We start from the raw sequence: 26599 nt of genomic DNA, 5'->3' as shown, positions 1-26599 counted from the left end.
ACCTCAGCCGTTAGGGCCCACAGTGGCAACGATGGTGACCTGCTTGTTGTCCGGTATTTCCTGGTACGCCAGCACATGCAGGTTCGGCACGGCCAGGCGACCAAAGCGCGAGAGCATCGCGCGGATCGGGCCGGCCACCAGCAGAATCGCCGGCTGACCTTGCATTTCCTGACGCTGGGCGGCGTCGATCAAGGAACGCTGCAGCTTTTCCGCCATGCTTGGCTCAAGCAACACACCGTCTTCCTGACCCTGACCCGCCCGTTGCAGACTATTGAGCAAGATCTGTTCCAACCTGGGTTCCAGGGTAATCACAGGCAGCTCCGGCTCAACGCCGACAATGCTTTGCACGATGGCGCGACACAATCCGACGCGCACCTGCGCCACCAGCGCGGCGGTATCTTGACTCCTGCCCGCATTGTTCGCGATGGACTCGGCAATGCTGCGAATATCACGCACCGGCACCTGCTCGCTGAGCAACGCCTGCAGCACCTTCAGCAGCCCCGACAAGGAAATGACACCCGGCACCAGTTCCTCGGCCAGCTTGGGCGACGCCTTGGCCAGCACCTGCAGCAATTGCTGCACTTCCTCATGGCCAATCAACTCGTGACAGTGCTTCTGCAGAATCTGGTTCAGGTGAGTGGCCACTACTGTACTGGCATCGACCACGGTGTAGCCCAAAGATTGCGCCTGCGAGCGTTGCCCGACATCGATCCACACCGCTTCCAGACCAAAGGCCGGGTCCCGCGCGGCAATCCCGTTGAGGGTGCCGAACACCTGGCCGGGGTTGATCGCCAGCTCGCGGTCCGGGTAGATCTCGGCTTCGGCCAGGATCACCCCCATCAACGTCAGGCGGTAGGCACTGGGCTGCAGGTCGAGGTTGTCGCGGATATGCACGGTGGGCATCAGGAAACCCAGGTCTTGCGAGAGCTTCTTGCGCACGCCCTTGATCCGCGCCAGCAGTTGCCCCCCCTGGTTGCGGTCGACCAGCGGGATCAGCCGATAGCCGACTTCCAGACCGATCATGTCGATGGGGGTCACGTCGTCCCAGCCCAGCTCCTTGGTTTCCTGAGCGCGTTGCGGCGAGGGCAGCAGGTCTTGCTGGCGCTGCACGTCGGCCAGTGCCTGGACCTTGCCCTGCTCCTTCTTGCGCCACACCAAGTAGGCGCCGCCTGCGGCCAACAGGCCCAGGCCAATGAAGGCCACGTGCGGCATGCCCGGCACCAGGCCCATGACGATCATCAAGGCCGCCGACACCCCCAGCGCCTTGGGCGAATCGAACATCTGCCGGTTGATCAGCTTGCCCATGTCCTCGGAGCTGGAGGCGCGGGTCACCATGATCGCTGCAGCGGTCGACAGCAAGATCGACGGCAGCTGCGCCACCAAACCGTCACCGATGGTCAGCAGCGCATAGACCTTGCCCGCTTCGCTGAACGGCATGCCGTGCTGCAGCATGCCGATGAGCATGCCGCCTATGAGGTTGATGAACAGGATCAGCAGGCCGGCGATGGCGTCCCCGCGCACGAACTTGCTGGCACCGTCCATCGAGCCGTAGAACTCGGCTTCGCCGGCGACTTCGGCACGGCGCAGCTTGGCCTGGTTCTGGTCGATCAGACCCGCGTTGAGGTCGGCGTCGATGGCCATCTGCTTGCCGGGCATGGCGTCGAGGGTGAAACGTGCGCTCACCTCGGAAATCCGCCCGGCACCTTTGGTCACCACCACGAAGTTGATGATCATGAGGATGGCGAACACCACCGCACCGACCACATAGTTACCGCCGATCACCACCTCACCGAAGGCCTGGATCACCTTGCCTGCGGCGCCATGGCCTTCCTGACCGTGGAGCATCACCACCCGCGTGGACGCCACGTTCAGCGCCAGGCGCAGCAAGGTCGCGACCAGCAGGATGGTCGGGAACGCGGCAAAGTCCAGTGGCCGCAGCGCGTACACGCAGACCAGCAGAACCACGATCGACAGCGCGATGTTGAAGGTGAAGAACACGTCGAGCAGGAACGGCGGGATCGGCAACATCATCATTGCCAACATGACCAGCAACAACAGGGGCACACCCAGGCTGCCCCGACCGAGACCGGCGAGGTTGTTGCGGGCGTGGCTGATCAGGTGCGAGCGATCCACTGAGCGTCCTCTTGCAGCAAAACTTTGACGCCGGTGTGGCGCCTGGCGGGTGCTTTGCAAGAAGCTGTCCAACTTTGGTGAGGGGGCGTCGATACGGGGTGTGCTGCGATCGGATTGCCTGCGCTTGGCGACTGGCGGTGGCAGTGGCGGCGCGGGGTTCGATACTGGTGGGGTGCAGGGCAAATTAGCAGTCGTGCTTATTGCCCTGCAATGCCGTGTTCTCGAGCTGCTTGCTCAGATCCTAAACAGGTAGGCTGGGCGGCCTCAGGCTTCAGGTGCAACGGTCAATTGAGCGTGTTGAGCCGATTGGTCGCCAGCAATTGCAGAGATCTGTCAACACTTCAGTGGGGGATTTCCAGCCCAATATTTGACGAGGTCGGATATTGAGCAAGTCGGCAATCTCGTCCAGCCGCTTCTGGCTAGCCAGCGACAAATCGGCGCCCTTGCACAAGTACTGCCGGAGCAGGCCATTTGTGGTCTGGTTGCTGCTTCTCTGCCAAGGTCTGTGCGGATCAGCAAAGTAGATCTTCATTCCCGTACGCGCTGTCAGCTCTCCATGCTTGGCTATCTCGCTGCCTTGGCATGGGTTATGGTTTTCAGCAGCGCCGATGCCATCCGCGAAAGCTCTCGCGTCATCGCCTCCAGCGCGGCGTCTGTGGTAGGCGCCTCCAACTTGGCCAGGATCACGAAACGGCTCGTGCGCTCGACCATCCTCGCCACTGTTGAACGATTGTTCGCGCCCATGATCAGGTGATTTTTCCAGTGACCTGGCACTTGTCGACCTTCAACCTCTTCAGGCTCCCTACTCAGTGTGCTGAGCTGACGCCCTAGAACTTAGGCAATGGCTCGCAGCGGGGAACCTTGCATACGCATGACCATAGCGCTAAGCGCTCTTCGGTGGTCAAGTGGTTGTGGTGAGTATTCATGCAGCCCCTTACCTCGGGTGTTGAATTTGGTCATTGAAAGCGCCCTGCTCTTTGACCCCTGGTACGTCCCCAGCCCTGCCAAGCTTCAATATTTGTACAGTTTTCATGACATGCCTACTCCCGCCACACATATGAATAGGCCCCTGAAGAACATGCTCCAGTAGTCTCGCAGGCTGACTTAATACGGACCCCAACACGTTTCATCCAACACAGAATCTAGCGCTCAACCAAAAAAGTAGTATCTTTCCTAGAATGACCGACGCTTGTTAGACAAAGTGTTTATGGATAACACCAAAAATCATGCAAAAATGATTCACGCAGCAACATCTAGACGAGACAACTATCTACGCAGGGATACTAAAAAATTCGAAAAATAATTTTGCGATGCGGGTGAAATCTATGAACACAACCACCGCCGGCGTGCAATCTCAATATATTTTTGGTGTACCGCAGCCTAAAGCTTCAAGCAAAATTACCAAGCGCAAGATCCTTCCCTCCCCTCGCGCCCGTCATAGTAAAAAGCGGCGTGAGAAACAGGGCGAAAGAAAAATCAGTTGGCACCATATCTGACGCTATCGTAATGGCTAAACAGTGCTGCGCATGGACACCCCGCACTTAGTAGTCATCAGATAAAACCATAGCTCAGATCGCTTTCAGACCGATTTCCACCTCAATTGAATTTTAGGTATTAGAAATGGTTAAGAAACGCGTAGCTTGCATAGTAGACGGGCACAGCACAGGCGCTGAACTGGCAGGGGCACTGAAAGAACTTGACTGGTTTATAGTGCACGTACAAGCCAGGAAAGAGATATCACCCAGCTATATCAAAAGTTTCAACCCTACACTATTTGATGTGCTACTCCACGCCTCCAATCTGACGCGTGAGGACTTGGTGATGACAGTGCAGGCATATCGCCCTGAATTTGTAATAGCAGGGAGCGAACCAGGGATAGAACTGGCGGACCTGCTGTCAGCCTCTTTAGGCCTGAGCGGAAATGACCCACAAACGAGTGCAAAGCGCCGCAACAAATACCTGATGGCGCAAGCGATTTCCGAACGAGGCTTGAGTTGCGCAAGACAATACCTAGTTTCCTCGGAGCAAGAACTGCTGGATGCCACTACAAAAATCAATTCCCGTGCCGTGGTCGTTAAGCCGGTTGACGCGATGGGAAGCGAAGATGTGAGGATCTGCTTTGAGGAGCACGAGGCACTAGCTGCATTCAGGACCATTTTTGGAAAAAAAAACGTAGTAGGCATTGTGAACGATTCGGTACTGGTTCAAGAGTTCATAGAAGGTGAGCAGTATGTAGTCAATGGCGTGAGCATCGGAGGGAAACACCGAATTACCGAACTATGGCACGAACAAAGATTGAACATTCGGGGCGTTGGAAACCTATACGATTACGAGACGATGATCCCTTATGAGGGGAACAGTCAGGCACTTATCATTGAATATACAAAAAAGGTTTTGACAGCGCTGGGCATCGAAGAGGGTGCCAGCCATACTGAAATAATTCTCACTAAGGAGGGACCGGTACTGATTGAATGCGGCGCACGCATGCAGGGTGGAATAATTTCCGCTCCCATACTCGAAGCGATTGGTGATAGCCACATGACCATGACGCTGAAGAGATATGTAGACCCACTGAATTTCCTAGAAAACATAAACACTCGCTATGTAATGACAAAAACGCTTCGCGTAGTGAACTTAATCATGGCGCGCGCGGGCGTCGTCAAAGAGAACAACAGTAACGTGCTTTTGGTCACGCTACCTTCCTTCTGCATGATCGCGAGAACACCTGATGTGGGTGACTACGTCAAAAAAACTACAGACCTGCCTACCAAGGTCGGGCACGTCTATTTGATGCACGACAGCATGCTTCAGCTTGATAGCGACTACAAAAAAATCCGAGAGTGGGAAGCTGCCGGCCATTTAATCGTTCTTCACTAGAAGGCAATACAATGAACGACTTAAAAACTCAAATAATAGGCTCGGACTATAGCGATCCGAACACGTTCAACAAGGAATGCAAATGTATTTTCAGCCAAACGTGGCAGTATATTTGTCATGAGAGTGAGTTGTCGGAACCTGGAAGCTATGTCACAGCAACGCTAGGCAACGAGCCAATCTTCGTTTTGAAAATTGCGGACGGCACGCTTCGTTCCTTTCATAACATCTGCCCGCACCGGGGTGCACAAATACTGGCAGGCAACGGTATCTGTAGACGGATCGTGTGTCCCTATCACTCTTGGAGCTTTACTGAGAACGGCGCTGTTCATCACATTCCCAAACAACAATGGTTTGAAAACCTTGATACCGACAAACTTTATTTGAGACCTGTTTCAGTGGAGGTATGGAGAGGATTTGTATTTGCAAATGCCAGCGAAAATGCTAAGCCTCTCAAACAGTGGCTCAAAGGCTATATCGATTACTTAGGAGACTATGAATTTCCTTACGAAGAGATGAGGCAAATTGCTCGATTCAAATTTGATGAACCTGTTAACTGGAAAATACTGGTAGAGAACTACGTTGAGGATTATCACTTTGCCTATGTACACCCTAAGACTCTAGCCGCATTTGACTTCAATGGCGTCAGGACGATTCCATGCGGTCCGCATATTCAAATCCCCATGCCTTACCGGAATACGCCTCCTAGCCAGCACTCGAAATATTTATGGGAGCCTTCAGGAATTTCAAGACAAGGTTACATTTTTCCGCTTTTGACCTTGCAGCCCGCCAGGAATCATATGTCACTCTTCATCCTCAAGCCGATGAATGCCACCCGGACGATTATTGAGATTCCTGTTTTCCAGACAGCACAGCAACAGAAAGATTTTCCAATCGATCTAGCGATATTGAAAACTGATATTTACAACGACATGGAAGAAGATTTCGCGATCTGCAGAAACTTACAAGCCAGCACCTACTCAAGCCACTTTTTCATCAACGCCACGGCAGGCGAACATGAGCTTGGCGTCAAACACTTTCAAAAAACCTGGCAATTTTTCATGGAAAACCAAAACTAGAATAGAGGGACTCTTATGAAAGAATTGGAATGCAGAAAAAGAGTTGTAGTAACAGGCGGTGCTTCAGGGATCGGCCTTGCCATGTCCAAAACGTTCGCGAAAGCTGGTCATCGCGTAGCAATTATTGATAAAACTGTGATATCAGACCGCTCAAGACGCACAGATTTTAGTAATGTCGAGATTTTTCTATCGGCTGACATTACTTCGGATTCTGCAAGAAAATCAGCAATGGCGGCAGTTTTCAAAGCATTCCAGGGCATTGACGTGTTGTTAAACAATGCAGGAATCAGCCTTCGCGAGCCCGCTTTGCACGTGACCTCCGATAGCTGGGATGCAGTCATGGACACCAATATCAAGGCTGCGTTTTTTATGGCTCAAGAGTCCGCATTAATCATGCTGAAGCAAGACAGTGACTCTGTAATCATAAATACAGCGTCGGTCAGTGGAATGGTTGCCATGCCAAACTACATCAGTTACAACATAAGCAAGGCAGGCGTTATTGAAATGACCAAATGCCTTGCCTTGGAACTTGCGCCACGCATCAGAGTTAACTCGATCAGCCCAGGCTACATATCCACGCCAATGCAACAATCAGAATACACCACACATGAGATTACAGCCTGTGCTGAAAAAATTCCGCTCAAAAGGTTGGGTGAACCGCAAGAAGTGGCTGACCTAGCTTTTTTTCTTGCTTCACAACATGCAAAATTTGCTACTGGCCATAATTTTGTGATTGACGGCGGTGAGACCGTTGGGGGACTGGCCAGCGCATGAATATCACAGACCTCAAGGTGATAAAAACCTCAGATAAATTTATTCTAAAACACTTTATAGAGCTTAGCTCCCCCGCCATCATAAAAGGGTTTGCCAAACACTGGCCGGGATCCAAATGGAACTTTGAAAGTCTTAAAAAAATAATTGGCGATAAACCAGTAAAAGCATTAGTAGACCTGCCTACGACGGGAGGACACCTGGATGGAGGCTATGAGTTTTACGAGAGACGCATGCGCTTTGATGATTTTGTTCATTTAGCACATGACGAACAGGCCAGACCCTGTTATTTAGGATATGTACGTTCAGATGCTTTTTTTGACGAGATTTACAAGCACTTCCCATTCACTGACATCAGCGATGGCTACCCAGGCGGTTCCGACACAAGACTTTGGATAGGGTCGCGAGGCACGTGCTCAGGACTGCACTCGGATTTGAAAGATAATTTATTTCTCCAAGTGCACGGATACAAAACCGTGTATTTAATCCCATTTGAAGATACTCCGCATGTCTACCCCTATCTCGATAACATTGTAAACAGCCGCATTGACTGCGAGAATTTCCATCCTGAAGATTTCCCTAAATTCAAGAAAGCGAGGGTATACAAATACCAACTGTGCCCGGGAGACATCATGTTCATCCCCAAGGGCTGGTGGCATTACCTCAAATCTAAAACTCCCTCCATTTCGGTGAACCATTGGTTTGGCCAACCCATACCTGGAAGTGAATATTGCAAAATGCTAGTTCGCTTAGGTCCAAAGTACTTGGCTCGAACTGCAAGAGACATGATCGCCTACTCCTTATTGAAACGCAAATACAAAAGAGACTTTTTCTTTACGCCGCAATCCACAGGAGAGCGAATGTTCAACTATTTGCTGAGCGGCGACTTTTCAAAAGAAAACAATCCAGTCAAGTCAAAAACCACTGTAAAAGGAACTCGCCATGAATGAAATTCATACAATTCGGGTAAATTCGCATAACGAGTGGGATCCCTTAGAGGAAGTGATCGTCGGCGTTATGCAAGGCGCAGCTGTTCCTCAATGGGACGTCATGCTCGAGGCAACGATGCCAGATGAAAGTAAGAACTTTTTTATTCGAGAAGCGGGCAATAGGATGCCTCCGGAGCACTATGATGCTGCGTGCATAGAACTCGACGGGCTTGCCGACCTCATTGCAAAACGTGGTATCAAAGTTGCACGTCCAGCTCGCACTGATCATGCGAAACCCTTTAGTACCCAGAACTGGGCTGCTCCCTGTGGACTTTACGCAGCGATGCCTAGGGATATTTTCCTGGTGATAGGAGACACGATAATCGAATCTCCGATGTCGTGGCGATCAAGGTACTTTGAAATTGATGCTTATCGCCCTCTACTCAAGGAATATTTCCGAGATGGTGCCAAATGGATTAGTGCTCCAAAGCCTCAACTCCTAGACGACCTTTATCAGCCTGACTATGATAAAACGGACCCGTTGGGAAGCAATAAATTTGTTATTAATGATTTCGAACCGGTATTTGACGCTGCAGATTTCATCAAATGCGGAAACGATATTTTCGCTCAACTCAGCCATGTAACAAACTCAATAGGTATCGAGTGGGTTAAACGCCATATCAGTCAAGAATATAATATTCACATAATTACCCCTATAGACTCTGCGCCTATGCATATAGATGCTACATTTATGCCCTTGGCCCCTGGAAAAATCCTCCTGAATCCGGAACGCATGCCTGCCTCTCCAGAATTGCTCAAAGGCTGGGATGTCAGGTACGCTCCCAAATCGACGATTCCCATCAGTCATACAATGTACATGTCCAGCACTTGGACAAATATGAACGTCCTGATGCTTGATCCCAAGACTGTTATCGTTGAAGAACAGGAGACCCCGCTTATCGATATGTTAACCGAGTGGGGATTCGAGATAGTCGCAGTACCTTTTAGAAATGTTATGAGATTTGGAGGGGCCTTTCATTGTGTAACATGCGATGTACGTAGGCAGGGAAAACTGATGTCATATATCGATTAGCCATTTTTTGCTCTCCCCTTCGCAAGGAGAGAGCATAGGAATTTCCGCCATGAATATTTCGATGGTTTTGCTATCTTTATCTACACTGATCAGTTCTGCTGGTACGACGCTGCTCGTTTCAGCTTTGGCTTTAAGTTTATTCGACCAAGACGCATCTGCACTCAAAGCCTCAGGCGTTTACATCGCTCAGTTTTTGCCTGCGATTTTCCTGCTTCCGCTAGCGGTAAGGACTTGTAACAACCATGAACCACGGAAAGGACTAATATTGGCTGAGGTCGCATCTGCTATCTCTACTATTTTATTAGGATTTTTTATTCAGCTTGAATGGCTTTTTATGGGTTATTGCATTTTAGCTATACGCGGCTTTCTGGAAATTATAACTAAAACATTTAGAAGCGTCAGCGTTAAAAATTTCGCCATTCCTTCAAAACTCGAAAAGTCCAACAATTTGGTAATGGGCGGCAGCTTTTTAGGGCAAGCGCTAGGGGCACTTGCAGGATTTTTTCTAGTTTCTAAAATATCCATTTTGCACATTGCACTCATCGACGGCCTCACTTTTTTGGTTTCCGCCCTACTTTGCTCAGGGATAGTTTATGCATGTGTCGATGCAAAGCCTGCAGCCAACGACTTCAAGTCTAGCTGGGCGGGTTTACTAGAAATCAGGAATAATCCAAGGATCCGCTTGTACTTTATCTACCTTTCTTGGGTCGTGATTATTTTCCAGTCATATAATCAAATCGCACGCACTTGGATTCCTCTAGCATGGCTTGACTTCGGATTGGAAAAAGGCATAACAGGAGAATTAATTGGTTGCGGTGGAATTTTGGTAGGACTATTGATTGCAAACTCCATGCCGGCACTAAAAATAAATAAAAACATCTTAATTTTTTTATCGATATTTTTTACTTGCTCATTTCTAAGCGCACCGTTTGCTACGAAGGATCCAGCCACATCACTATTTTTCTATTTCGTCTATATGGTTTTTTTTGAGATCGGCTTTATGGTCTCAATGAATAGCTTACTGGTCGCCTGCCCCAAACACCGAGTCGCTTCGGTAATGAGTATTTTTTACGCATTTTCTTTTGGGGGGCTGACTGTGTCAGGTTTGTTGATTGCATACTCCACCGATCTTTATAGGCTACCCGTCGTCTCCTTAATATTAGCTCTGATATCGTTTCTTTTTTTGTTAGGAATTCACGTTGATTCGATTTTCTCTAAAACCAAGCGCAGGACTAGTGAATCAGGATCTCGGCAATGACATTCTGCGACCGCTGAATACTATAGGTATTATAGATACACACCGAATTCAATCGACCCTGCACTCAAAACTGGCTTTTCAAATTACTTGAGCAGCTTTACGATCGCCAGCACACCATGATCGAATGGCTGATCAGATGATAACCTTTGAAACGTAATTCGCTGGTGAGCTCGCAAAAATTCACACCGCTACATCTACACAGAACTTATATGCAACCCTCAACGAGTTTGTACTGAGCCTACGAATCCCGCCGCAAGTCCTCTGGAATCGGCAAATCCCCCTTCAACGGATCCGGCGCCTTACCCCGCCCACTCCGGTACTGCCGAATCTGGAACACATACGCCAGTACCTGCGCCACCGCCAGATACAACCCCGCCGGAATCTCCTGCTCAATCTCGGTGGAGTAGTAGATCGCCCGCGCCAACGCCGGGGATTCAAGCACCTGCACCTTGTGCTCGTTGCCAATCTCGCGAATCTTCAGCGCGATGAAGTCACTGCCCTTGGCCAGCAGCAACGGCGCGCCGCCGCCCTTCTCCGGGTCGTACTTCAGGGCCACGGCGTAGTGCGTGGGGTTGGTGATGATCACGTCGGCATCCGGCACCGCCGCCATCATCCGTCGCTGGGACATTTCGCGCTGCAACTGGCGGATGCGCTGTTTGACCTCTGGCTTGCCCTCGCTGTCCTTGTACTCGTCGCGCACTTCCTGCTTGGTCATCTTCAGCTTCTTGTGCGCCTGGAACAGCTGGAACGGCACATCCACCGCCGCGATCAGCAGCAACCCCGCCGCCATCCACACCGCGCTCCAGCCCACCACCTGCAAGCTGTGGATGATGGCCTGCTCCAAGGGTTCGTTGGCGATGGCCAGCAGCGCCTGACGGTCGCTGGACAGCACCATCAGCGCCACGCACAGGATCACGATGAACTTGGCGATGGCCTTGATCAGCTCGGTGAGGGCGTTGAGCGAGAACATGCGCTTGACCCCCGAGAGCGGGTTCATACGGCTGAACTTGGGCTGCAGCAGGCTGCCGGAAAACAGAAAACCGCCGAGTGCGATGGGCGCGGCGAACGACACCACGAACAGCAGCACCAGCACCGGCTGGGTGGCCCAGATGGCCATTTTGCCGGAGGTCAGCAGGTAGATGCCCATGGCCCGCTCATCGACCAGCGCCTCGCGGGGCAAGCTGAAGTTCATGCGCATCAGCTCCATGAGCGTCTGCGCCAGATAGCCGCCGAACATCAGCAGCGCAATGGCGCCGCCCAGCGTCACCGCGACGGTGTTGAGCTCCTTGGAGCGGGCGGTCTCGCCCTTCTCGCGGGCGTCGCGTTTCTTCTTCTCGGTGGGTTCTTCTGTCTTGTCCTGACCACTCTCGCTTTCGGCCATCAGCGCGCCCTCGCCAGTTCACGCAGCCATTGCAGGGTCTCGCTGGCCAAGCCTTGATAGTGCGAGAGTATGTCGGCCAGGCTGACCCAGAAGATCACCATGCCCATCACCAGTGTCAGCGGGAAACCGATGGAGAAAATGTTCAACTGCGGCGCGGCGCGGGTCATCACGCCAAAAGCGATGTTGACCACCAGCAGCGCGGCGATGGCCGGCAGGATCAGCAGCAGCCCTGCGCCCAGCACCCAGCTCATGCGCCCGGCGAGCTGCCAGAACTGATCCACCGACAACGCACTGCCTACGGGCAAGGTGATGAAGCTCTCGGTGAGCACTTCGAACACCACCAAGTGGCCGTTCATCAACAGGAACAGGATGCTCACCAGCATGGTCATGAACTGGCTGACCACGGTGACGTTGACACCGTTGGCCGGGTCGACCATCGAGGAAAAGGCCATGCCCATCTGCACGGCGACGATCTGCCCGGCAATCACGAACGCCTGGAACAGCATCTGCAAGGCCAGGCCGAACAGCGCGCCGACGATGACCTGCTCGGCACACAGCATCAGGCCTTGCAGGCTCAACGGATTGACCTCGGGCAGCGGCGGCAGCCCCGGCACGATGACGAAGGTAATCGCCACTGCCACGTACAGGCGCACGCGGGTGGGCAGCATGCGCGTGCCGATGATCGGCATGGTCATCAGCAGTGCAGTGACGCGAAACAGCGGCAACACGAAGCTGGCGACCCAGGTCGAGATCTGCGCGTCGGTCAGTTCGAACACGGCCATGTCAGCCGATCAGCTGCGGAATGCTGGTGTACAGCGTATTGATGTACTCCATGAACTTCTGCACCAGCCAGGGCCCGGCGACGATCAGGGTGACCAGCATCACCAGCAGGCGCGGCAGAAAGCTCAGGGTCTGTTCGTTGATCTGCGTGGCGGCCTGGAACATCGCCACGATCAGGCCCACCAACAGGCTGGGCACCACCAGCACCGCCACCATCACGGTGGTCAGCCACAACGCTTCGCGGAACAGGTCGACGGCCACTTCAGGTGTCATTGCGAAATCTCCCCGGGCGCCAGGCGCAGTGTGGAATGACGGTGTGCGAACAGCGAGTTGCGCGCGATGAGGCAGGGACCGGCCCGTGCGCTCGATTCGACGCTGCCAGACCGCGCACAGAGGCCCTGCCTACCACCGCTAAACGCCCCCAAAGCTGCCTGCCAACGTCCCCATGATCAGCGACCAGCCATCGACCAGCACGAACAGCATGATCTTGAACGGCAACGAAATGATCAGCGGCGAGAGCATCATCATGCCCATGGCCATCAGCACGCTGGCCACCACCAGGTCGATGACCAGAAACGGAATGAAGATCATGAAGCCGATCTGGAACGCGGTCTTCAGCTCCGAGGTGACGAACGCCGGTACCAGAATGGTCAGCGGCGCCTGGTCGGGGCTGGCGATGTCGGTGCGCTTGGACAGGCGCATGAACAGGTCCAGATCGTTCTGTCGGGTCTGCGCCAGCATGAAGTCCTTGATCGGGCCCTGGGCCTTGTCGATCGCCTGCTGGGCGTTGAGCTGCTCGTTGAGGTACGGCTGGATGGCCGACTCGTTCACCCGGTCGAACACCGGCGCCATGATGAACAGCGTCAGAAACATCGCCATGCCGGTGAGGATCTGGTTCGACGGTGTCTGCTGCAGGCCGAGTGCCTGGCGCAGGATCGAGAAGACAATGATGATGCGGGTGAAGCTGGTCATCAGAATGACGAACGCCGGAATGAAGCTCAGCGCGGTCATGATCAGCAAAATCTGCAAGCTGACCGAATATTCCTGTTGGCCATCACCGGTGTTGGTCAAGGTAATGGCTGGAATCGACAACGGGTCGGCGGCCAGGGCCAGGGGCGCGGCCAGCAGCAGCGCCAGGGTCAACAGCATGCGCGCAGCGCCAGTCATCGCGGCGTGTCCTTCTGATCCTTGCCCATCAGCTCAAGCAAGCGCTGGGCGAATTCCGGCGTGGGCGTGGTGCGCTTGCCGACCGGCACTTCGACCGGTTCGGCGAGCACGTGCAGCGCTTCGATGTTGCCGGGGCTATGGCCGAGCAGGATCTGCTCCTTGCCCACCTGCACCAGCAGCAGGCGATCACGTGGGCCGATGGCGCGGCTGCTCAGCACTTCGATCAAGTGCCCCTGCCCTGGCGCGACACCTTGCACCCGGCGCAGCAGCCAGGCGAGAAAGAAGATCAGCCCCACCACCAGCAGCAAGCCGAGGATCAGCTGCACCACCTGACCGCCCAGGCCGGCGGGCGTAGCGCCGACCGCAGCAGTGGTGGCCGGCTCGGCAGCCATGGCGGCGCTGCTGGCGTAGGCGATGGCAGCGCCAGTGAGCAGGGATGACACGCGTCTGGACAGCAGCCCGTGCTGGCGGCGAGCCGGCGCCAGGCCAGTGGAGGTGGTGCTCAGCGGGTCAGCGGCCAGCGCTCGGTGGCGGGCACGCCGCCGGGCCGCCTGCACGATGAGCGCAGCCATACGCCCGAGCGGCCGTGGTTCGCCCCTCAGCAGCGGACCCTCGACGGCGGCCGGGGCAGCACAGACCGCTGTCTGCTCGCCAACCTGAAGTGCGACGCTCCCGGCAGCCCGGCTCATGCGCCCCATTCAGCGCAGCTTCTTGATGCGTTCGCTGGGGCTGATCACGTCGGTCAGGCGGATGCCGAACTTCTCGTTGACCACCACCACTTCGCCGTGGGCGATCAGCGTGCCGTTGACCAGCACATCGAGCGGCTCGCCGGCCAGGCGGTCGAGCTCGATGACCGAACCCTGGTTGAGCTGCAGCAGGTTACGAATGTTGATCTCGGTGCTGCCCACCTCCATGGAGATGTTCACTGGAATGTCGAGGATCACATCCAGGTTGGGGCCTTCCAGGCTGACGTTCTCGTTCGGCCGCGGCGAGCTGGCGAACTCTTCCATCGGCATGCGGCCGGGGCCGGAATCGCCATTGAGCAGTGCGTCGATGTCGGCCTGGCCGGCGTCGCCGGTTTCTTCCAGTGCCGCCGCCCATTCATCGGCCAGGGCCTGGTCCTCGGCGGAGGTGATTTCGTTTTCGTTTGCCATGGTGTCCTCGACAGACGTGAAGTTCGGGAGAGTGCGAGCGGCGCGCGGTCAGCGGCGGCCGATCGGGTCGATGATCTGCAGCGCCAGGTTGCCCTTGTGCGAGCCCAGCCGCGCTTTGAACGACGGCACGCCATTGGCGCGCAGCACCAGATGCTCGGGCAGCTCGACCGGGATCACGTCACCGGGCTGCATGTGCAGGATGTCGCGCAGTTTGAGCTGGCGGCGGGCGACGGTGGCCGTGAGCGGAACGGCCACATCCAGCACGTCTTCGCGCAGGGCTTTGACCCAGCGTTCGTCCTGGTCGTCCAGGTCGGACTGGAAACCGGCGTCGAGCATCTCGCGCACCGGCTCGATCATCGAATAGGGCATGGTCACGTGCAGGTCGCCACCGCCGCCGTCCAGTTCGATATGGAAGGTCGACACCACCACAGCCTCGCTCGGCCCGACGATGTTGGCCATGGCCGGGTTGACCTCCGAGTTCATGTACTCGAAGTTCACCGGCATGATCGCCTGCCAGGCTTCCTTGAGGTCGGTGAAGGCCTGGTCCAGCACAATGCGAACCACGCGCAGCTCGGTGGGGGTGAATTCGCGGCCTTCGATCTTGGCGTGACGGCCATCGCCGCCAAAGAAGTTGTCCACCAGCTTGAACACCAGCTTGGCGTCGAGGATGAACAGCGCAGTGCCGCGCAGCGGCTTGATCTTGACCAGGTTGAGGCTGGTGGGCACGTACAGCGAATGCACGTATTCACCGAACTTCATCACCTGCACGCCACCGACGGCGACATCGGCCGAGCGGCGCAACAGGTTGAACATGCTGATGCGGGTGTAGCGCGCAAAACGCTCGTTGATCATTTCCAGCGTGGGCATGCGCCCACGCACGATCCGGTCCTGGCTGGTGAGGTCGTAGCTCTTGACGCTGCCAGGCTCGGCGGCGTTTTCGGTCTGCACCAGACCATCGTCCACCCCGTGCAACAGGGCATCGATCTCATCCTGGGACAGCAGGTCCTGCACAGCCATCGGGCGCTCCTACTGCAATACGAAGTTGGTGAACAGCAGCTGGTCGATGACCGGCTTGCCGACTTCTTTCTGCGCCACTTCCTGAACCACCGCAGTGGCTTTCTGGCGCAGCATTTCCTGGCCGACCGGGCTGCCGGCCAGGGTGTCGAAACCCTGACCGGAGAACATCATCACCAGGTTGTTGCGGATCACCGGCATGTGCACCTTGAGCGCGTCGAGGTCGGCCTGGTTGCGCGCCTGCAGGCTGATGCTGACCTGCATGTAACGCTGGCGACCGTTCTGGTTGAAGTTGACCACGAAGGCTGGGGTCAGGGTTTCATAGATGGCCTTGGGTTTGCCGGCGCCGGCGGCGGCCTCCGCACTGGGGGCTGCCGGCTCGTTCTTGTGCATGATGAACCAGGTGGCGCCCACAGACAGGCCGATGGCCAGGAGCAGCCCGACCACGGCCAGGATGATCAGCTTGAGTTTGCCTTTTTTCGCGGGGTCTTTTTCTGCTTCGCTCTTGGCCATGCCAATAATCCGTCGTCCGTCAGGGGTTGCAGGGTGGATTAACGGGGTGGAGCAAAGGGCATGCCAATTCTCGTAGGGAGGCTCGCTCGTAACAGCGCCCTGCGCTGTGGCACAGGGGGTTGCTTCACTGTGCAACGTCTCGTCGGGCGCTGCGGTCAAGTCGGTACAGCGTTGGCATAGCGCCACTGGCTGCGGCGGCGTTGCGTCAGACGGTAGGAGCCGCTTGAGCCAGGGCGGCGAAGCCGCTCTAGCGGCTGCAAGGGTGTGTGTTCAGTTAGCGGTCGGCGCTTGTATGAGGGCGGCGCTGCCGCCCATCGCGGCAATAGCCCCTACAGGACCGTGTGAATCTCAGGGTAGGAGCGAGCTTGCTCGCGATGGGCGGCGAAGCCGGCCCACTTGCAGCACCACTGTCCGACCCTTGATACCCACCGTTAACCTCAGGCGTAGTAGTCCACTGCGCTGTCGCCGATCACCACCTGCTGGTGCTGGACACGGCCAGCGTCAGCGATCGGCTCGGCCGAAGCTGCTTCGGCGCGCCGTGCAGCGACGCCCGACAGGCTGCCGCCGTTGGCTGACGAGTCCTGTGGACTCTGCTGCTGTTGCTGCTGCTGGCGTGAAAAGTCCGCCACGTTGACCTCCGGCTGCTGCAGGCCCTGCTGGGTGAACAGCTCGCGCAGGCGGTGCATCTGGCTGTCGAGGGCATCACGCACGCCGATATGGCCGCTGATGAAGGTGATCTGCGTGGCCTGATCGGCAGCCACGTTGACGCGCACATTGAGCCGCCCAAGCTCTGCGGGTTCGAGCTGGATATCGGCGGATTTCAAGTTCTGGCTCGACAGGTACATCACCCGATTGACCAGACCCTCGGTCCAGGCGCCCTGGTTCATCGGCAGCGGTTGCTGCAGGGGTGTTACCGGCACAGCGTTGGCGGTCTTGGGCGTGGCCGCCTGGGTCAGTTCAGCCAGCCGGTTGGCGAAATCGTCGACGCGGGTGTCGCTGCTGGCCGATTTCAGGTCCTTGAGACCGTCGTCGATCAGCCCGCCGAACGATTTCTCGCCAGGCTTGCCACCCTCGGCTTCCCCTTCCAGCGCTGCAAGCTGGGTCGCCAAGGGATTGACGGTCGTCGGGCCATCGGCAGTGTCGGCGTCAGTCGCTTGGGCGTGCGCCGAGGTGACGCCCTGAGCCTTGGCGTTCTGCTCCAGGGCCAGACGCAAGGTCGGCATGCCCGCCAGCGCATCGGCAGCGGGGTCGAACGTTTCTGCTTGGCTTTGCGGGTCGGTAACGGCAGCTTGCAGCAGGGGCGCGACCACTTGCGCCTGGGCCTGGAGCAGTTGCGCGCCAGGCGCGGCATCGGTGACCTGCCCGGCCACCAGGTTGGCATCGCGCACGGTGCCGATGTCATCGTCAGCCGCGCCCTGCGCGGTGTCTGGCAATGTTTTGCCGCCAGCGGCAATGCCTGAGGCGCCTGGGCCTGGCGCATTGCCGGGGTCAGCTGCGGGCGCCGAATGCTTGTCGGCGTGGGCCGGCTTGTTGCGCGCCTGCCCTGCCAATACGTTGTCGAACCGGCCAGCCCCCGGCTGCTGCGGTTTTTCCGCGACGGCAGCGCTGGCGCTGACAGACTGCGCCGCGCGCGGGGCTTGCAACAAGGGATTGGGTGCGACAGGCATCGATCGGTCTCCGCGCCAAAGGGCTGAACAGCATCTGGCTGCTATGGCAAAAGCTATAGCAAGAGTCGCGCCAGTTTCTCAGCCGGTGGAGAGACGGTCTTGCTCGCCGCGGTAGAAGTGCTGGATTTCACGGTATTCCAGATCGATCCGGTTGATCAGGTCCTCGATGCCGTACAGCGGTTGCTGGCGCACTCGCTCTTCCAGCTGACGACACAGCTCGGCCAGCCCCACCGCGCCCATGTCGCTGCTGCTGCCTTTGAAACTGTGCGCGGCCAGGCCCAACTCGCTGGCGTCCCTGGCGTCGTGCAACTGGCTCAAGCGCCGCTCGGAGTCGTCCAGAAAGGTCTGCAACAACTGTGGGTAGCCGTCTTCCATGACCTCACGCAAGTCACTCAACACCTCGTGATCGATATGCATGTCCATCACTTGCTCACTCCTTGATCAAGCTCGATTACCTGGCTGGCGAGCCCTGCCCTGCCAACCCCTTTGCCTTGCATTCCCGCCCTCTGCTCACTGCCCGGCTTGCCCAACCTGGGCGGTCATCGGTCGACGATCAGACGCTTGCCACCGGGGCAGGTTCCGCAAGGTGGTCGAAGTGTAGCGCCCAACCTTGTCAGGGTGTGCTGAATGCGAGGCGTTTGTCGGAAAAGCATGGGGTTCAGCTGGGCCCCTTGGCGGGATGCTCGCGCGGCCGGTCACCTCCGACCGTGCGAAAGTACAAGCGGCTATTGCCGCGATGGCCGGCGCAGCCGGCCCCCTTCAGGCGCAGCGCACCCTCAGCGGATAGCGGTGGCAGCCTTGGGTCGGCTGCGCCGCCCTGGCGACTGACGGGGGCGCTGCCCGGCTTGCCATCTGCTGCCCTACGGAAACTCATGTCGCGGCAAACGCTGGGACAGTTCATCGAGCAGCTTCTGCTCGCGCTTGTCTTCGGCCCGTCGCGCTTCGTCCATATAGCGCTGCACCAGTTTGCGCAGCCCCTCGACCCGCGCGTAGGCCTGCTGCCAGGCACCCCGGGCGTTGCTGAGGTTGTTCTGGTGCCAGGTCAGGCTCTGGCGCTGCTGGCCCATGGCGGTTTCCAGTTGGCCAAGAAAGCGCTGGTAGTTGACCAGCCAGGCGCCATCGACGCCCTGCCCTCCGCGGTTGATCCACTGTTGCTGGTAATCGGCACGAAACTGCTCCAGCTCACTGAGCTTGGCCTGAGCGACGTTCACCTGCTGCTGGAACTGGCCCAGGCGCTGCGCCGCCTTGCGCTCGGTCTCTTCGGCCATCTCCACCACCGGCGCCAGGCGCGCGGCGCGGCTTGGCATGCTCATGGCCTGGCTGCCTTTGGCTGGACCGGCGAGTGCCGCGCAACCTTCGACCCGGCTGAAACACCCTTGCAGGCCTGCGGCTTCATCGCTCACCCACCCTCGGCCGGTCTGGCACACACGGTCTTGCCGGCCCCAAGCAGGCTGACATTTTCATCCAGGCATGCAGGCTCAACGGCTTACCCCCCATTCACCGGGCTGGCGAACACTGCCGCCAGCTCCGCGCGGCCCTGGGCCAGGCTGACGTTTTCGTCAAGGCCCTGACGCAGGTAGGCCACCAGCTTGCCTTGCAGGGCGATGGCCATGTCGGTCTCCGGGTCACCGCCCGGCACGTAAGCGCCGACGCTGATCAGGTCGCGGCTCTGCGACAGGCGCGACCACAGCTGCTTGAATTTCTGCGCCTGGCGCAGGTGTTCGATGTCGACCACTTGTGGCATCACCCGGCTGATCGAGGCCTCAATGTCGATCGCAGGGTAATGCCCTTCCTCGGCCAGGCGCCGCGACAGCACGAAGTGGCCGTCGAGCACGCCGCGCGCGGAGTCGGCGATCGGGTCCTGCTGGTCGTCGCCTTCGGACAGCACGGTGTAGAACGCCGTGATCGAGCCGCCGCCCTTCTCGCCATTGCCGGCCCGCTCCACCAGCTTGGGCAGCTTGGCGAACACCGAAGGCGGATAGCCGCGGGTCGCTGGCGGCTCGCCGATGGCCAAGGCAATCTCGCGCTGGGCCTGGGCGAAACGGGTCAGCGAGTCCATCAGCAGCAGCACGTTCTTGCCCTTGTCGCGAAAGTACTCGGCGATGCGCGTGCAGTACATGGCTGCACGCAAGCGCATCAGCGGCGCATCGTCCGCAGGCGATGCCACCACCACCGAGCGCTTGATGCCCTCTTCGCCGAGGATGTGCTCGATGAATTCCTTCACCTCACGGCCGCGCTCGCCGATCAGCCCGACCACGATGATTTCCGCCTCGGTGAAGCGCGTCATCATGCCCAGCAGCACCGACTTACCGACGCCGGTACCGGCGAACAGGCCCAGGCGCTGACCACGGCCCACCGTCAACAGGCCATTGATACTGCGGATGCCCACGTCCAGCGGCTGGCTGATCGGTTCGCGGTTCAGGGGATTGATGGTCGGACCTTCCATCGGCACCCAGTCTTCGGCCTTCATCCCGCCCTTGCCGTCCAGCGCACGCCCGGCGCCATCGAGCACCCGGCCGAGCATGCTCATGCCCATGGGCAGACGGCCGCTGTCATCGAGCGGCACCACGCGGGCGCCCGGCGCGATCCCCGCCACGCTGCCGACCGGCATGAGAAACACCTTACTGCCGGAAAAGCCCATGACCTCGGCTTCCACTTCCACTGCGTGGTAGCTGTCATCGTTGATCACTTTGCAGCGGCTGCCCACGGCCGCGCGCAGGCCCTCGGCCTCCAGCGTCAGCCCGACCATGCGCAGCAGGCGTCCCTCCGCGACCGGCTGCGCGGGCAGCTGAATCGCCTCGACGTAACCGTGCAGACGCTTGCCGAAACTGGTGCGGTCAATGCGCATCGCTTGTACCTGCGTGGGTCAGAGGGCGGTACGAGGATGCCGGCAGTGGCAGCGCCTCGGCGTGACCGCGCAGAGGCTGACCGAAAAGGCTGCGATCAACGCGTTTGTGCACCTGTGGGATGGAGGTCGGCGCGACGCACGCGCAGGGCGGCGTCACTTGCAGCACGTCGACGAAACCGCCGACATGCCGGGTGACGTGGCGGGGTTCACGGCGCATCGTCGACCTCGCTGGTGCCGGGCAGGTCGAGCGTGATATCGGCCGGAGCCGGGTGCAGCGCCTGTTCATGGAGTTGATCGAACAGTTGCGCCACGGCCTTTTCCAGGCGCGTTTCCATGCTCGCGTCGATGCGGCTGTGGGCGGTTTCGATGCGGCAGCCGCCAGGCAGCAACGCTTCGTCCTCGACCAGTTTCCAGCGCTCTTCATGGCGCTCGCGCAAGGTTTTCGCCACCTCGAAATCCTGCGGATTGAGGTGAATGCGGATGTTCTCGGCGCCCATTGGTAGCAACTTGAGCGCCTCGCGCAGCACCTGGGTGATCTGGCTGGAATCGCCGCGCAGTTCACGCCCGATCACCTGGCGGGCCATGTGGCTGACCAGGTGCACCAGGCTGCGCTCGATCTGCGTGTCCTGCTCGGCGATCGGTTCGAGCAACTGCTGCATCACCTGTTCAAGGCTGCTCAGCTTGGCGGCCAGCGCGGCGTCGGCTTCCTGGCGCACCTTGAGCTGGGTGCTGTGAAAGCCCTCGCGCTCGCCGGTGGCAAAGCCCTCGTTGTAGGCCTCCTGGCGGATCGCTTCGAGCTCTTCGAGGGTGATCGGCTGGACCTCTTCGATCGGCACTTCGGCGATCTCGTCCTCGACCGTGTCGGGGACAGCTTCAGGCGCCTGCGCGGGCGCGGGCGGTGGGGCGGGGTCGAAACTGGGCAGCGTCCAGACGTCGACGCCCTGCAGGTCGTGGGCGCGGATCAGATCGCTGGGGTGTTGTTCTTTGCTGGACATGCAGTGGGGGCTCTCGAATCCGTATTCAGGCGACGCAACCGGTATGGGGCGGATCAACCGGCAATGCGTCGACCAGGGCAATCTCCGTGGGCGCTGCGCGCCGCAGGGTACCGCGTTGTCGCGTAGCGCAGGCCCCATGGCAGCGGCTGTGGCCTCGTTGGGCGGTGTGAGTGCTACCGTGGGGCTTGCGTTGGGGCGGCCTTGCCGTCCAGCGTGGCAATAGCCGCTCCTGCATTGACTGCGTTGGGGCGGCGCTGCCGTCCGGCGTGGCTGACGCCGCTGCGACATTGATCGCGCTACGCCGCCAGCTTAGATCATCTCCTCGCCACCCTTGCCGCCCAGCATGATTTCGCCGGCATCGGCCATGCGCCGGGCGATGGTCAGGATCTCTTTCTGCGCGCCTTCCACATCGCTGACACGCACCGGGCCCTTGGCTTCCAGGTCGTCGCGCAGCAGTTCGGAGGCTCGTTTGGACATGTTCTTGAAGACCTTGTCCTTGACCCGGTCGTCGGCGCCTTTCAAGGCGACCACCAACACGTCCGACGACACTTCGCGCAGCAGCGATTGAATGCCGCGGTCGTCGACATCGCCCAGGTTGTTGAAGACGAACATGAGGTCTTCGATCTGCTCGGACAGGTCGCCATCGACCTCGCGGATCGAGTCCATCAGCTGGCCTTCCACCGAACTGTCGAGGAAGTTCATGATGTCGGCCGCACGCTTGATGCCGCCCAAGGTGGTGCGCGCCGCATTGGAGTTGCCGGAGAACTGTTTCTCGAGGATCTGGTTCAGCTCCTTGAGCGCCGCCGGTTGCACGGTGTTCAACGACGACACGCGCAGGATGATGTCCAAGCGCACTTTGTGGTCGAAGTTGCTCAGCACCTCACCCGCCTGGTCGGGGTCGAGGTAGGCCACCACGATGGCCTGGATCTGCGGGTGCTCGTAGCGGATCACGTCGGCCACGGCGCGGGGTTCCATCCACTTGAGGCTGTCCAGGCCGCTGGTGTTGCCGCCCAGCAGGATGCGGTCGATCAGGCCGTTGGCCTTGTCTTCGCCCAGGGCCTGGTTGAGCATCTTGCGAATGTAGCCATCAGAGCCGACGCCCAGGCTGGTCTGGTCGCCCACTGTCTCGACGAACTCGCTCATCACCTGCTCGACCATGTCGCGATGGATGTTGCCCATCTGCGCCATGGCTACGCCGACGCGCTGCACCTCCTTGGGGCCCATGTGGCGCAGCACCTGGGCGGCGTCGGTTTCGCCCAGTGACAGCAAGAGAATGGCCGCCTTGTCGACGCGGCTGAGCTTGGCGGTTACAGCGCGGTTATCACTCATCGGCGTTGATCCAGTCCTTGACGACCTGAGCGACGCGGCCCGGGTCTTCGGCCACCAGGCCCTTGATTGCGTTGAGCTGCGCCTCGTAGCCTTCTGTAGGGCTAGGCAGCAGGATGCTTTGCGGGCCACCGAGGCTGACGCGGTCGTCGCCCAGGGCGCCGTCCATGCCGATCATCGGGCCCAGTTCCGAGTCGCCCTGGGCGTCGCCGGCCTTGCCGCCGCGGGTGATGTTGTTCAGCACCGGGCGCAGCACGCCGAACACCAGCACGAGAATGAACAGCACGCCGAGCGCTTGCTTGACGATGTCCCAGAACCACGGTTGCGAGTAGAACGGAATTTCCGCCACCAGCTCGCCACGGTCGGCCGAGAACGGCACGTTGATCACGCTGACGCTGTCGCCACGGCTGGCATCGAAGCCCACGGCGTCCTGCACCAGGCGAGTGAAGCGCGCCAGGTCTTCGCTGCTCCAGGGCGCCGGGGTCGCGGCGCCGGTGGCGGCATCGATCTTGACCTGGTCGTCGACCACCACCGCCACCGACAGGCGGGTCAGACGGCCCTGCTGCTGGCGGGTATGGCTGATCGAACGGTCCAGCTCGAAGTTCTTGGTGCTTTGCTGACGTTTGTCGCTCGGGTACGGCGCGAGCATCGGCTGGCCAGTGGCCGGGTCCATGATCTGCTGGCCGTTGGCGTCGAGCAGCGGTTGCCCTGGCTGAATGGCGCCGGCGGCCGGTGCGGCAGCGGTCGCATTCTGCGGCGCAGCGGCGGCGCCCGGCGGCTGGTTGCTCAGCGCGCCGGGCACCCCTTGTGGGCCCTGGCTGCTGGAGCGTTGTTCATCGACCGATTGCTCGCTGCGCAGCGCCGGCTGTTCCGGGTTGAACTGCTCGGCGGTGGATTCGACCGAGCTGAAGTCGACGTCCGCCGACACTTCGGCCTTGTAGCGGTCGTTACCGAGCACTGGCTGGAGGATGTTCTGCACGCGCTGGGTGAGCAGGCTTTCCATGCGGCGGCTGTAGTCGTACTGCTTGCCGGCCATGGTCAGCGCGGTGTCCTGCAGTTGCTCGGAGAGCAGGTTGCCCTTCTGGTCGACCACGGTGACCTGGGACTTGTCCAGTTCCGGCACGCTGGTCGCCACCAGATTGACGATAGCCATCACCTGACCGCTTTCCAGGCTGCGCCCCGGGAACATTTCCACCAGCACCGAGGCGCTGGGCTTGCGCTCATCGCGCACGAACACCGAGCTTTTCGGAATGGCCAGGTGCACGCGGGCGCCCTTGACGTTGTTCAGGCTCGACACGGTACGCGCCAGCTCGCCTTCCAGGCCGCGGCGGTAGCGGGTGGCTTCCATGAACTGGCTGGTGCCCAGGCCTTGTTCTTTGTCGAGCAGCTCGAAGCCGACGTTGCCGTCGCTCGGCGCCACACCGGCGGCCGCCAGTTTCAAGCGGGCGCGGGAAAGGTCGTCCGCCTTGACCAGCAGCGCGCCTGAGTTGGGTTCGACGCGGTAGCCGATATCGGCCGCGCCCAGGGTTTCGATGACCTGTTTGGTGTCCATGCCGGCCAGGCTGCCGTACAGCGGACGGTAATCGGGCTGCTGCGACCACAGCACCACGGCAAAACCGACTGCCACGCTGGCAGCCAGCCCGACCAGCAGGCCGACCTGGCGCAGCGCAGGCATGCGCGAGATGTTTTCCAGAAAGCCTAAGCCGGGCAGCGAAACCTTGGAAGCCGGCTTGCCGGTGGTTGCCGGTGGCGTGTCTACGGATGCGTCGGCCACTTACTGAGCCCTCAAACTGGCATCTGCATGATGTCCTGGTACGCCTGGACCAGCTTGTTGCGTACCTGCGTGAGTGCCTGGAACGACACCGAAGCTTTCTGCGAGGCGACCATGACGTCCGTCAGGTCGACATTGCCCTTGCCGATCTCGAAAGCATTGGCCAGGGCATTGGACGACTGCTGGGTGTCATTCACTTTGCCGATGGCCTGGCCAAGCATGTCAGCGAACGAATTCTGGCCCAGCTCAGGCGCAGCCACGGCTTTTGGCTGGGACATGGCTTCGGCCTGCATGGCGCGCATGTCCAGCATCAGACGATTGAATTGAACACCTTGGGTCATGGGATTCTCTCTGCGGCGGCCGCATTTTTTTGACACTCATGCGGCGGGTAGCCAGGACCTAGCAACAAGAATGCCAGTCCGTAGGGCTGGGCTGGAAAACCTTGGCAAACGACGCACCAGCGGTCGCTGCCGGCCTGCGCCTCAGCCGTACAGGCCGGCTTCCACATCCACGCCCGCATCGCGCATCTGCGCCAGCTTGTAGCGCAGGGTGCGTGGGCTGATGCCCAGGCGCTCGGCGGCTTCCTTGCGTCGGCCGCGCTCGCTGCGCAGGGCCTCGAGGATCATCTGGAATTCGTGACGGCGCAGGTCCTCGCCCAGCACCGCCGGCTCCTCGGGCAATGCCAGCTCCGGCAGCGCCGCGGCGGCCATGCTGGGGGCGATCCCGGCCAGACAGAAATCCGCCGCTTCGATCAGCCCGCCCTGCTGCAGAATCAGCGCGCGCTGCACGGCGTTGTCCAGCTCGCGCACGTTGCCCGGCCAGGCGTGGTTGCGCAGGCAGGCACTGGCTTCGGGCGACAGGCGCACCGGGCCGAGCTGCAGCTTGCTGGCATGACGGGCCAGCAGGCGTTCGGCCAGCGGCAGAATGTCGTCGCGCCGCTCGCGCAACGGCTGCCAGGCCAGGGGGAATACCGACAGGCGGTAATACAGGTCTTCGCGAAACGCGCCGGCCGCCACCTGCGCGGCCAGGTCGCGGTTGCTGGTGGCAAGCACGCGGATGTTCAGGCTGATCGGCTTGCGCGCGCCGACCCGCTCCACTTCGCGCTCCTGCAGCACACGCAGCAGCTTGGCTTGCAGGGCCAAGGGCATTTCCGAGATTTCGTCGAGCAACAAGGTGCCGCCATCGGCCTGCTCGAACTTGCCTGGCTGCGCGGCAATGGCGCCGGTGAAGGCGCCCTTTTCGTGCCCGAAAAGCGTGGCTTCGAGCATGTTGTCCGGGATCGCGGCGCAGTTGATCGCCACGAACGGCCCGTCAGCGCGTGGCGACTGCTGGTGGATGTAGCGCGCCAGCACTTCCTTGCCCGTGCCGGATTCGCCGCAGATCATCACCGTCGAATCACTGCGTGCGACCCGTGCGGCCAGTGCCAGCAGCTGGCGGCTGCTGGCCTCACAGGCGATGGGCCCCTGGTCATGGCTTGGGCGATGGGCCGCGTGACGCTCGACCAGGTCGAGCAGCGCCCGAGGCTCGAACGGCTTGACCAGATAGTCCACGGCGCCTTCGCGCATCGCCTGCACGGCGTGCTCGACCGCCGCGTGGGCGGTCATCAGCAATACAGGCAGTTGTGGGTACTGCCGGCGCAGTTGGGTCAGCAACTGATGGCCATCCATGCCGGGCATGTTCACGTCGCTGACCACCAGGCTGAAGCTGTGCTGGGCCACGGCCACCAGCGCGTCCTCGGCCGACGCCACGGCTTGCCAGGCAAAGCCGCCCAGCTCCAGGGTGTCCGCCAGGGCTTGGCGCAGATTGCGGTCGTCCTCGACCAGCAGAACCGTGTGGTTCATGCGCC

General features: G+C 59.2%; 26 protein-coding genes and 1 pseudogene. 7 read left to right on the top strand and 20 right to left on the bottom strand.

Going from position 1 to position 26599, the window contains the following annotated elements; genetic code table 11:
- Positions 1–3 precede the first annotated feature (3 nt).
- The gene (gene flhA / locus SJI00_RS02210; RefSeq protein ID WP_322460114.1) at positions 4–2133 is read right to left on the bottom strand and encodes a flagellar biosynthesis protein FlhA; all 2130 of its coding nucleotides are present in this window, start codon (positions 2131–2133) and stop codon (positions 4–6) included.
- Between the two features lie 284 nt (positions 2134–2417).
- Positions 2418–2931 (bottom strand): annotated as a pseudogene (locus tag SJI00_RS02205) (IS30 family transposase); the annotation flags it as partial.
- A gap of 527 nt (positions 2932–3458) precedes the next feature.
- Between SJI00_RS02205 and SJI00_RS02200 the strand changes: the two are divergent.
- From SJI00_RS02200 to SJI00_RS02170, 7 genes are all read left to right on the top strand, one after another.
- Entirely contained in the window at positions 3459–3629 is a 171-nt protein-coding gene (locus SJI00_RS02200) for a hypothetical protein (protein ID WP_322460113.1), read from the top strand.
- 124 nt (positions 3630–3753) lie between these two features.
- On the top strand, positions 3754–5010 hold the full coding sequence (locus SJI00_RS02195; RefSeq protein ID WP_322460112.1) for an ATP-grasp domain-containing protein: 1257 nt from the start codon (positions 3754–3756) through the stop codon (positions 5008–5010).
- A gap of 11 nt (positions 5011–5021) precedes the next feature.
- A complete protein-coding gene (locus SJI00_RS02190; RefSeq protein ID WP_322460111.1) occupies positions 5022–6086 on the top strand; it encodes an aromatic ring-hydroxylating oxygenase subunit alpha in 1065 nt (354 codons plus the stop codon).
- A 15-nt stretch (positions 6087–6101) separates the two neighbouring features.
- Complete coding sequence (locus SJI00_RS02185; RefSeq protein WP_322460110.1) at positions 6102–6860, top strand: SDR family NAD(P)-dependent oxidoreductase; 759 nt, start codon at positions 6102–6104, stop codon at positions 6858–6860.
- Complete coding sequence (locus SJI00_RS02180) at positions 6857–7807, top strand: cupin-like domain-containing protein (protein ID WP_322460109.1); 951 nt, start codon at positions 6857–6859, stop codon at positions 7805–7807. Before SJI00_RS02185 ends, SJI00_RS02180 begins: the two co-directional genes overlap by 4 nt.
- The gene (locus SJI00_RS02175; RefSeq protein ID WP_322460108.1) at positions 7800–8879 is read left to right on the top strand and encodes an amidinotransferase; all 1080 of its coding nucleotides are present in this window, start codon (positions 7800–7802) and stop codon (positions 8877–8879) included. The genes SJI00_RS02180 and SJI00_RS02175 overlap by 8 nt, the downstream gene beginning before the upstream one ends.
- Positions 8880–8928: 49 nt before the next feature.
- Positions 8929–10137, top strand: a complete 1209-nt coding sequence (locus SJI00_RS02170) for an MFS transporter (protein ID WP_322460107.1) — start codon at positions 8929–8931, stop codon at positions 10135–10137.
- A gap of 238 nt (positions 10138–10375) precedes the next feature.
- On the opposite strand, the gene flhB is transcribed toward SJI00_RS02170, so the two are convergent.
- The 18 genes from flhB to SJI00_RS02080 form a co-directional block, all read right to left on the bottom strand.
- Positions 10376–11518, bottom strand: a complete 1143-nt coding sequence (gene flhB / locus SJI00_RS02165) for a flagellar biosynthesis protein FlhB (RefSeq protein WP_322460106.1) — start codon at positions 11516–11518, stop codon at positions 10376–10378.
- Complete coding sequence (gene fliR, locus SJI00_RS02160; protein WP_322460455.1) at positions 11518–12294, bottom strand: flagellar biosynthetic protein FliR; 777 nt, start codon at positions 12292–12294, stop codon at positions 11518–11520. Before fliR ends, flhB begins: the two co-directional genes overlap by 1 nt.
- Positions 12295–12301: 7 nt before the next feature.
- Positions 12302–12571 (bottom strand): flagellar biosynthesis protein FliQ, encoded by a 270-nt coding sequence (gene fliQ / locus SJI00_RS02155; RefSeq protein WP_322460105.1) that lies wholly within the window; start codon positions 12569–12571, stop codon positions 12302–12304.
- A gap of 138 nt (positions 12572–12709) precedes the next feature.
- Positions 12710–13465, bottom strand: coding sequence for a flagellar type III secretion system pore protein FliP (gene fliP, locus SJI00_RS02150; protein WP_322460104.1), 756 nt, complete (start codon positions 13463–13465; stop codon positions 12710–12712).
- Positions 13462–13857, bottom strand: coding sequence for a flagellar biosynthetic protein FliO (gene fliO, locus SJI00_RS02145; protein ID WP_322460454.1), 396 nt, complete (start codon positions 13855–13857; stop codon positions 13462–13464). Before fliO ends, fliP begins: the two co-directional genes overlap by 4 nt.
- Before the next feature lie 306 nt (positions 13858–14163).
- The gene (gene fliN / locus SJI00_RS02140) at positions 14164–14619 is read right to left on the bottom strand and encodes a flagellar motor switch protein FliN (protein WP_322460103.1); all 456 of its coding nucleotides are present in this window, start codon (positions 14617–14619) and stop codon (positions 14164–14166) included.
- 48 nt (positions 14620–14667) lie between these two features.
- Complete coding sequence (gene fliM / locus SJI00_RS02135) at positions 14668–15636, bottom strand: flagellar motor switch protein FliM (protein ID WP_322460102.1); 969 nt, start codon at positions 15634–15636, stop codon at positions 14668–14670.
- Between the two features lie 9 nt (positions 15637–15645).
- Entirely contained in the window at positions 15646–16146 is a 501-nt protein-coding gene (gene fliL, locus SJI00_RS02130) for a flagellar basal body-associated protein FliL (protein ID WP_322460101.1), read from the bottom strand.
- A gap of 437 nt (positions 16147–16583) precedes the next feature.
- The gene (locus tag SJI00_RS02125) at positions 16584–17813 is read right to left on the bottom strand and encodes a flagellar hook-length control protein FliK (protein ID WP_322460100.1); all 1230 of its coding nucleotides are present in this window, start codon (positions 17811–17813) and stop codon (positions 16584–16586) included.
- A 78-nt stretch (positions 17814–17891) separates the two neighbouring features.
- Positions 17892–18239 (bottom strand): Hpt domain-containing protein, encoded by a 348-nt coding sequence (locus tag SJI00_RS02120; protein ID WP_322460099.1) that lies wholly within the window; start codon positions 18237–18239, stop codon positions 17892–17894.
- A 434-nt stretch (positions 18240–18673) separates the two neighbouring features.
- Positions 18674–19126 (bottom strand): flagellar export protein FliJ, encoded by a 453-nt coding sequence (fliJ, locus tag SJI00_RS02115; RefSeq protein ID WP_322460453.1) that lies wholly within the window; start codon positions 19124–19126, stop codon positions 18674–18676.
- Positions 19127–19299: 173 nt separating this feature from the next.
- Positions 19300–20661, bottom strand: a complete 1362-nt coding sequence (gene fliI / locus SJI00_RS02110) for a flagellar protein export ATPase FliI (RefSeq protein WP_322460098.1) — start codon at positions 20659–20661, stop codon at positions 19300–19302.
- Entirely contained in the window at positions 20651–20878 is a 228-nt protein-coding gene (locus SJI00_RS02105) for a hypothetical protein (RefSeq protein WP_322460097.1), read from the bottom strand. Before SJI00_RS02105 ends, fliI begins: the two co-directional genes overlap by 11 nt.
- On the bottom strand, positions 20868–21656 hold the full coding sequence (gene fliH, locus SJI00_RS02100) for a flagellar assembly protein FliH (RefSeq protein ID WP_322460096.1): 789 nt from the start codon (positions 21654–21656) through the stop codon (positions 20868–20870). Before fliH ends, SJI00_RS02105 begins: the two co-directional genes overlap by 11 nt.
- A 309-nt stretch (positions 21657–21965) precedes the next feature.
- Complete coding sequence (gene fliG / locus SJI00_RS02095) at positions 21966–22985, bottom strand: flagellar motor switch protein FliG (RefSeq protein ID WP_322460095.1); 1020 nt, start codon at positions 22983–22985, stop codon at positions 21966–21968.
- Positions 22978–24756, bottom strand: a complete 1779-nt coding sequence (gene fliF / locus SJI00_RS02090) for a flagellar basal-body MS-ring/collar protein FliF (protein WP_322460094.1) — start codon at positions 24754–24756, stop codon at positions 22978–22980. Before fliF ends, fliG begins: the two co-directional genes overlap by 8 nt.
- Positions 24757–24767: 11 nt before the next feature.
- Positions 24768–25094, bottom strand: a complete 327-nt coding sequence (gene fliE / locus SJI00_RS02085) for a flagellar hook-basal body complex protein FliE (RefSeq protein WP_312935393.1) — start codon at positions 25092–25094, stop codon at positions 24768–24770.
- Positions 25095–25235: 141 nt separating this feature from the next.
- Positions 25236–26594: a sigma-54-dependent transcriptional regulator gene (locus tag SJI00_RS02080; protein ID WP_322460093.1), complete on the bottom strand. Its 1359-nt coding sequence runs from the start codon at positions 26592–26594 to the stop codon at positions 25236–25238.
- Between the last annotated feature and the right edge of the window lie 5 nt (positions 26595–26599).

The organism is Pseudomonas gebzensis (assembly GCF_034427815.1).
Lineage (GTDB): Bacteria > Pseudomonadota > Gammaproteobacteria > Pseudomonadales > Pseudomonadaceae > Aquipseudomonas.
Note: the sequence above shows the minus strand (reverse complement) of the source record. Positions and strands in the feature narration are given on the sequence as shown.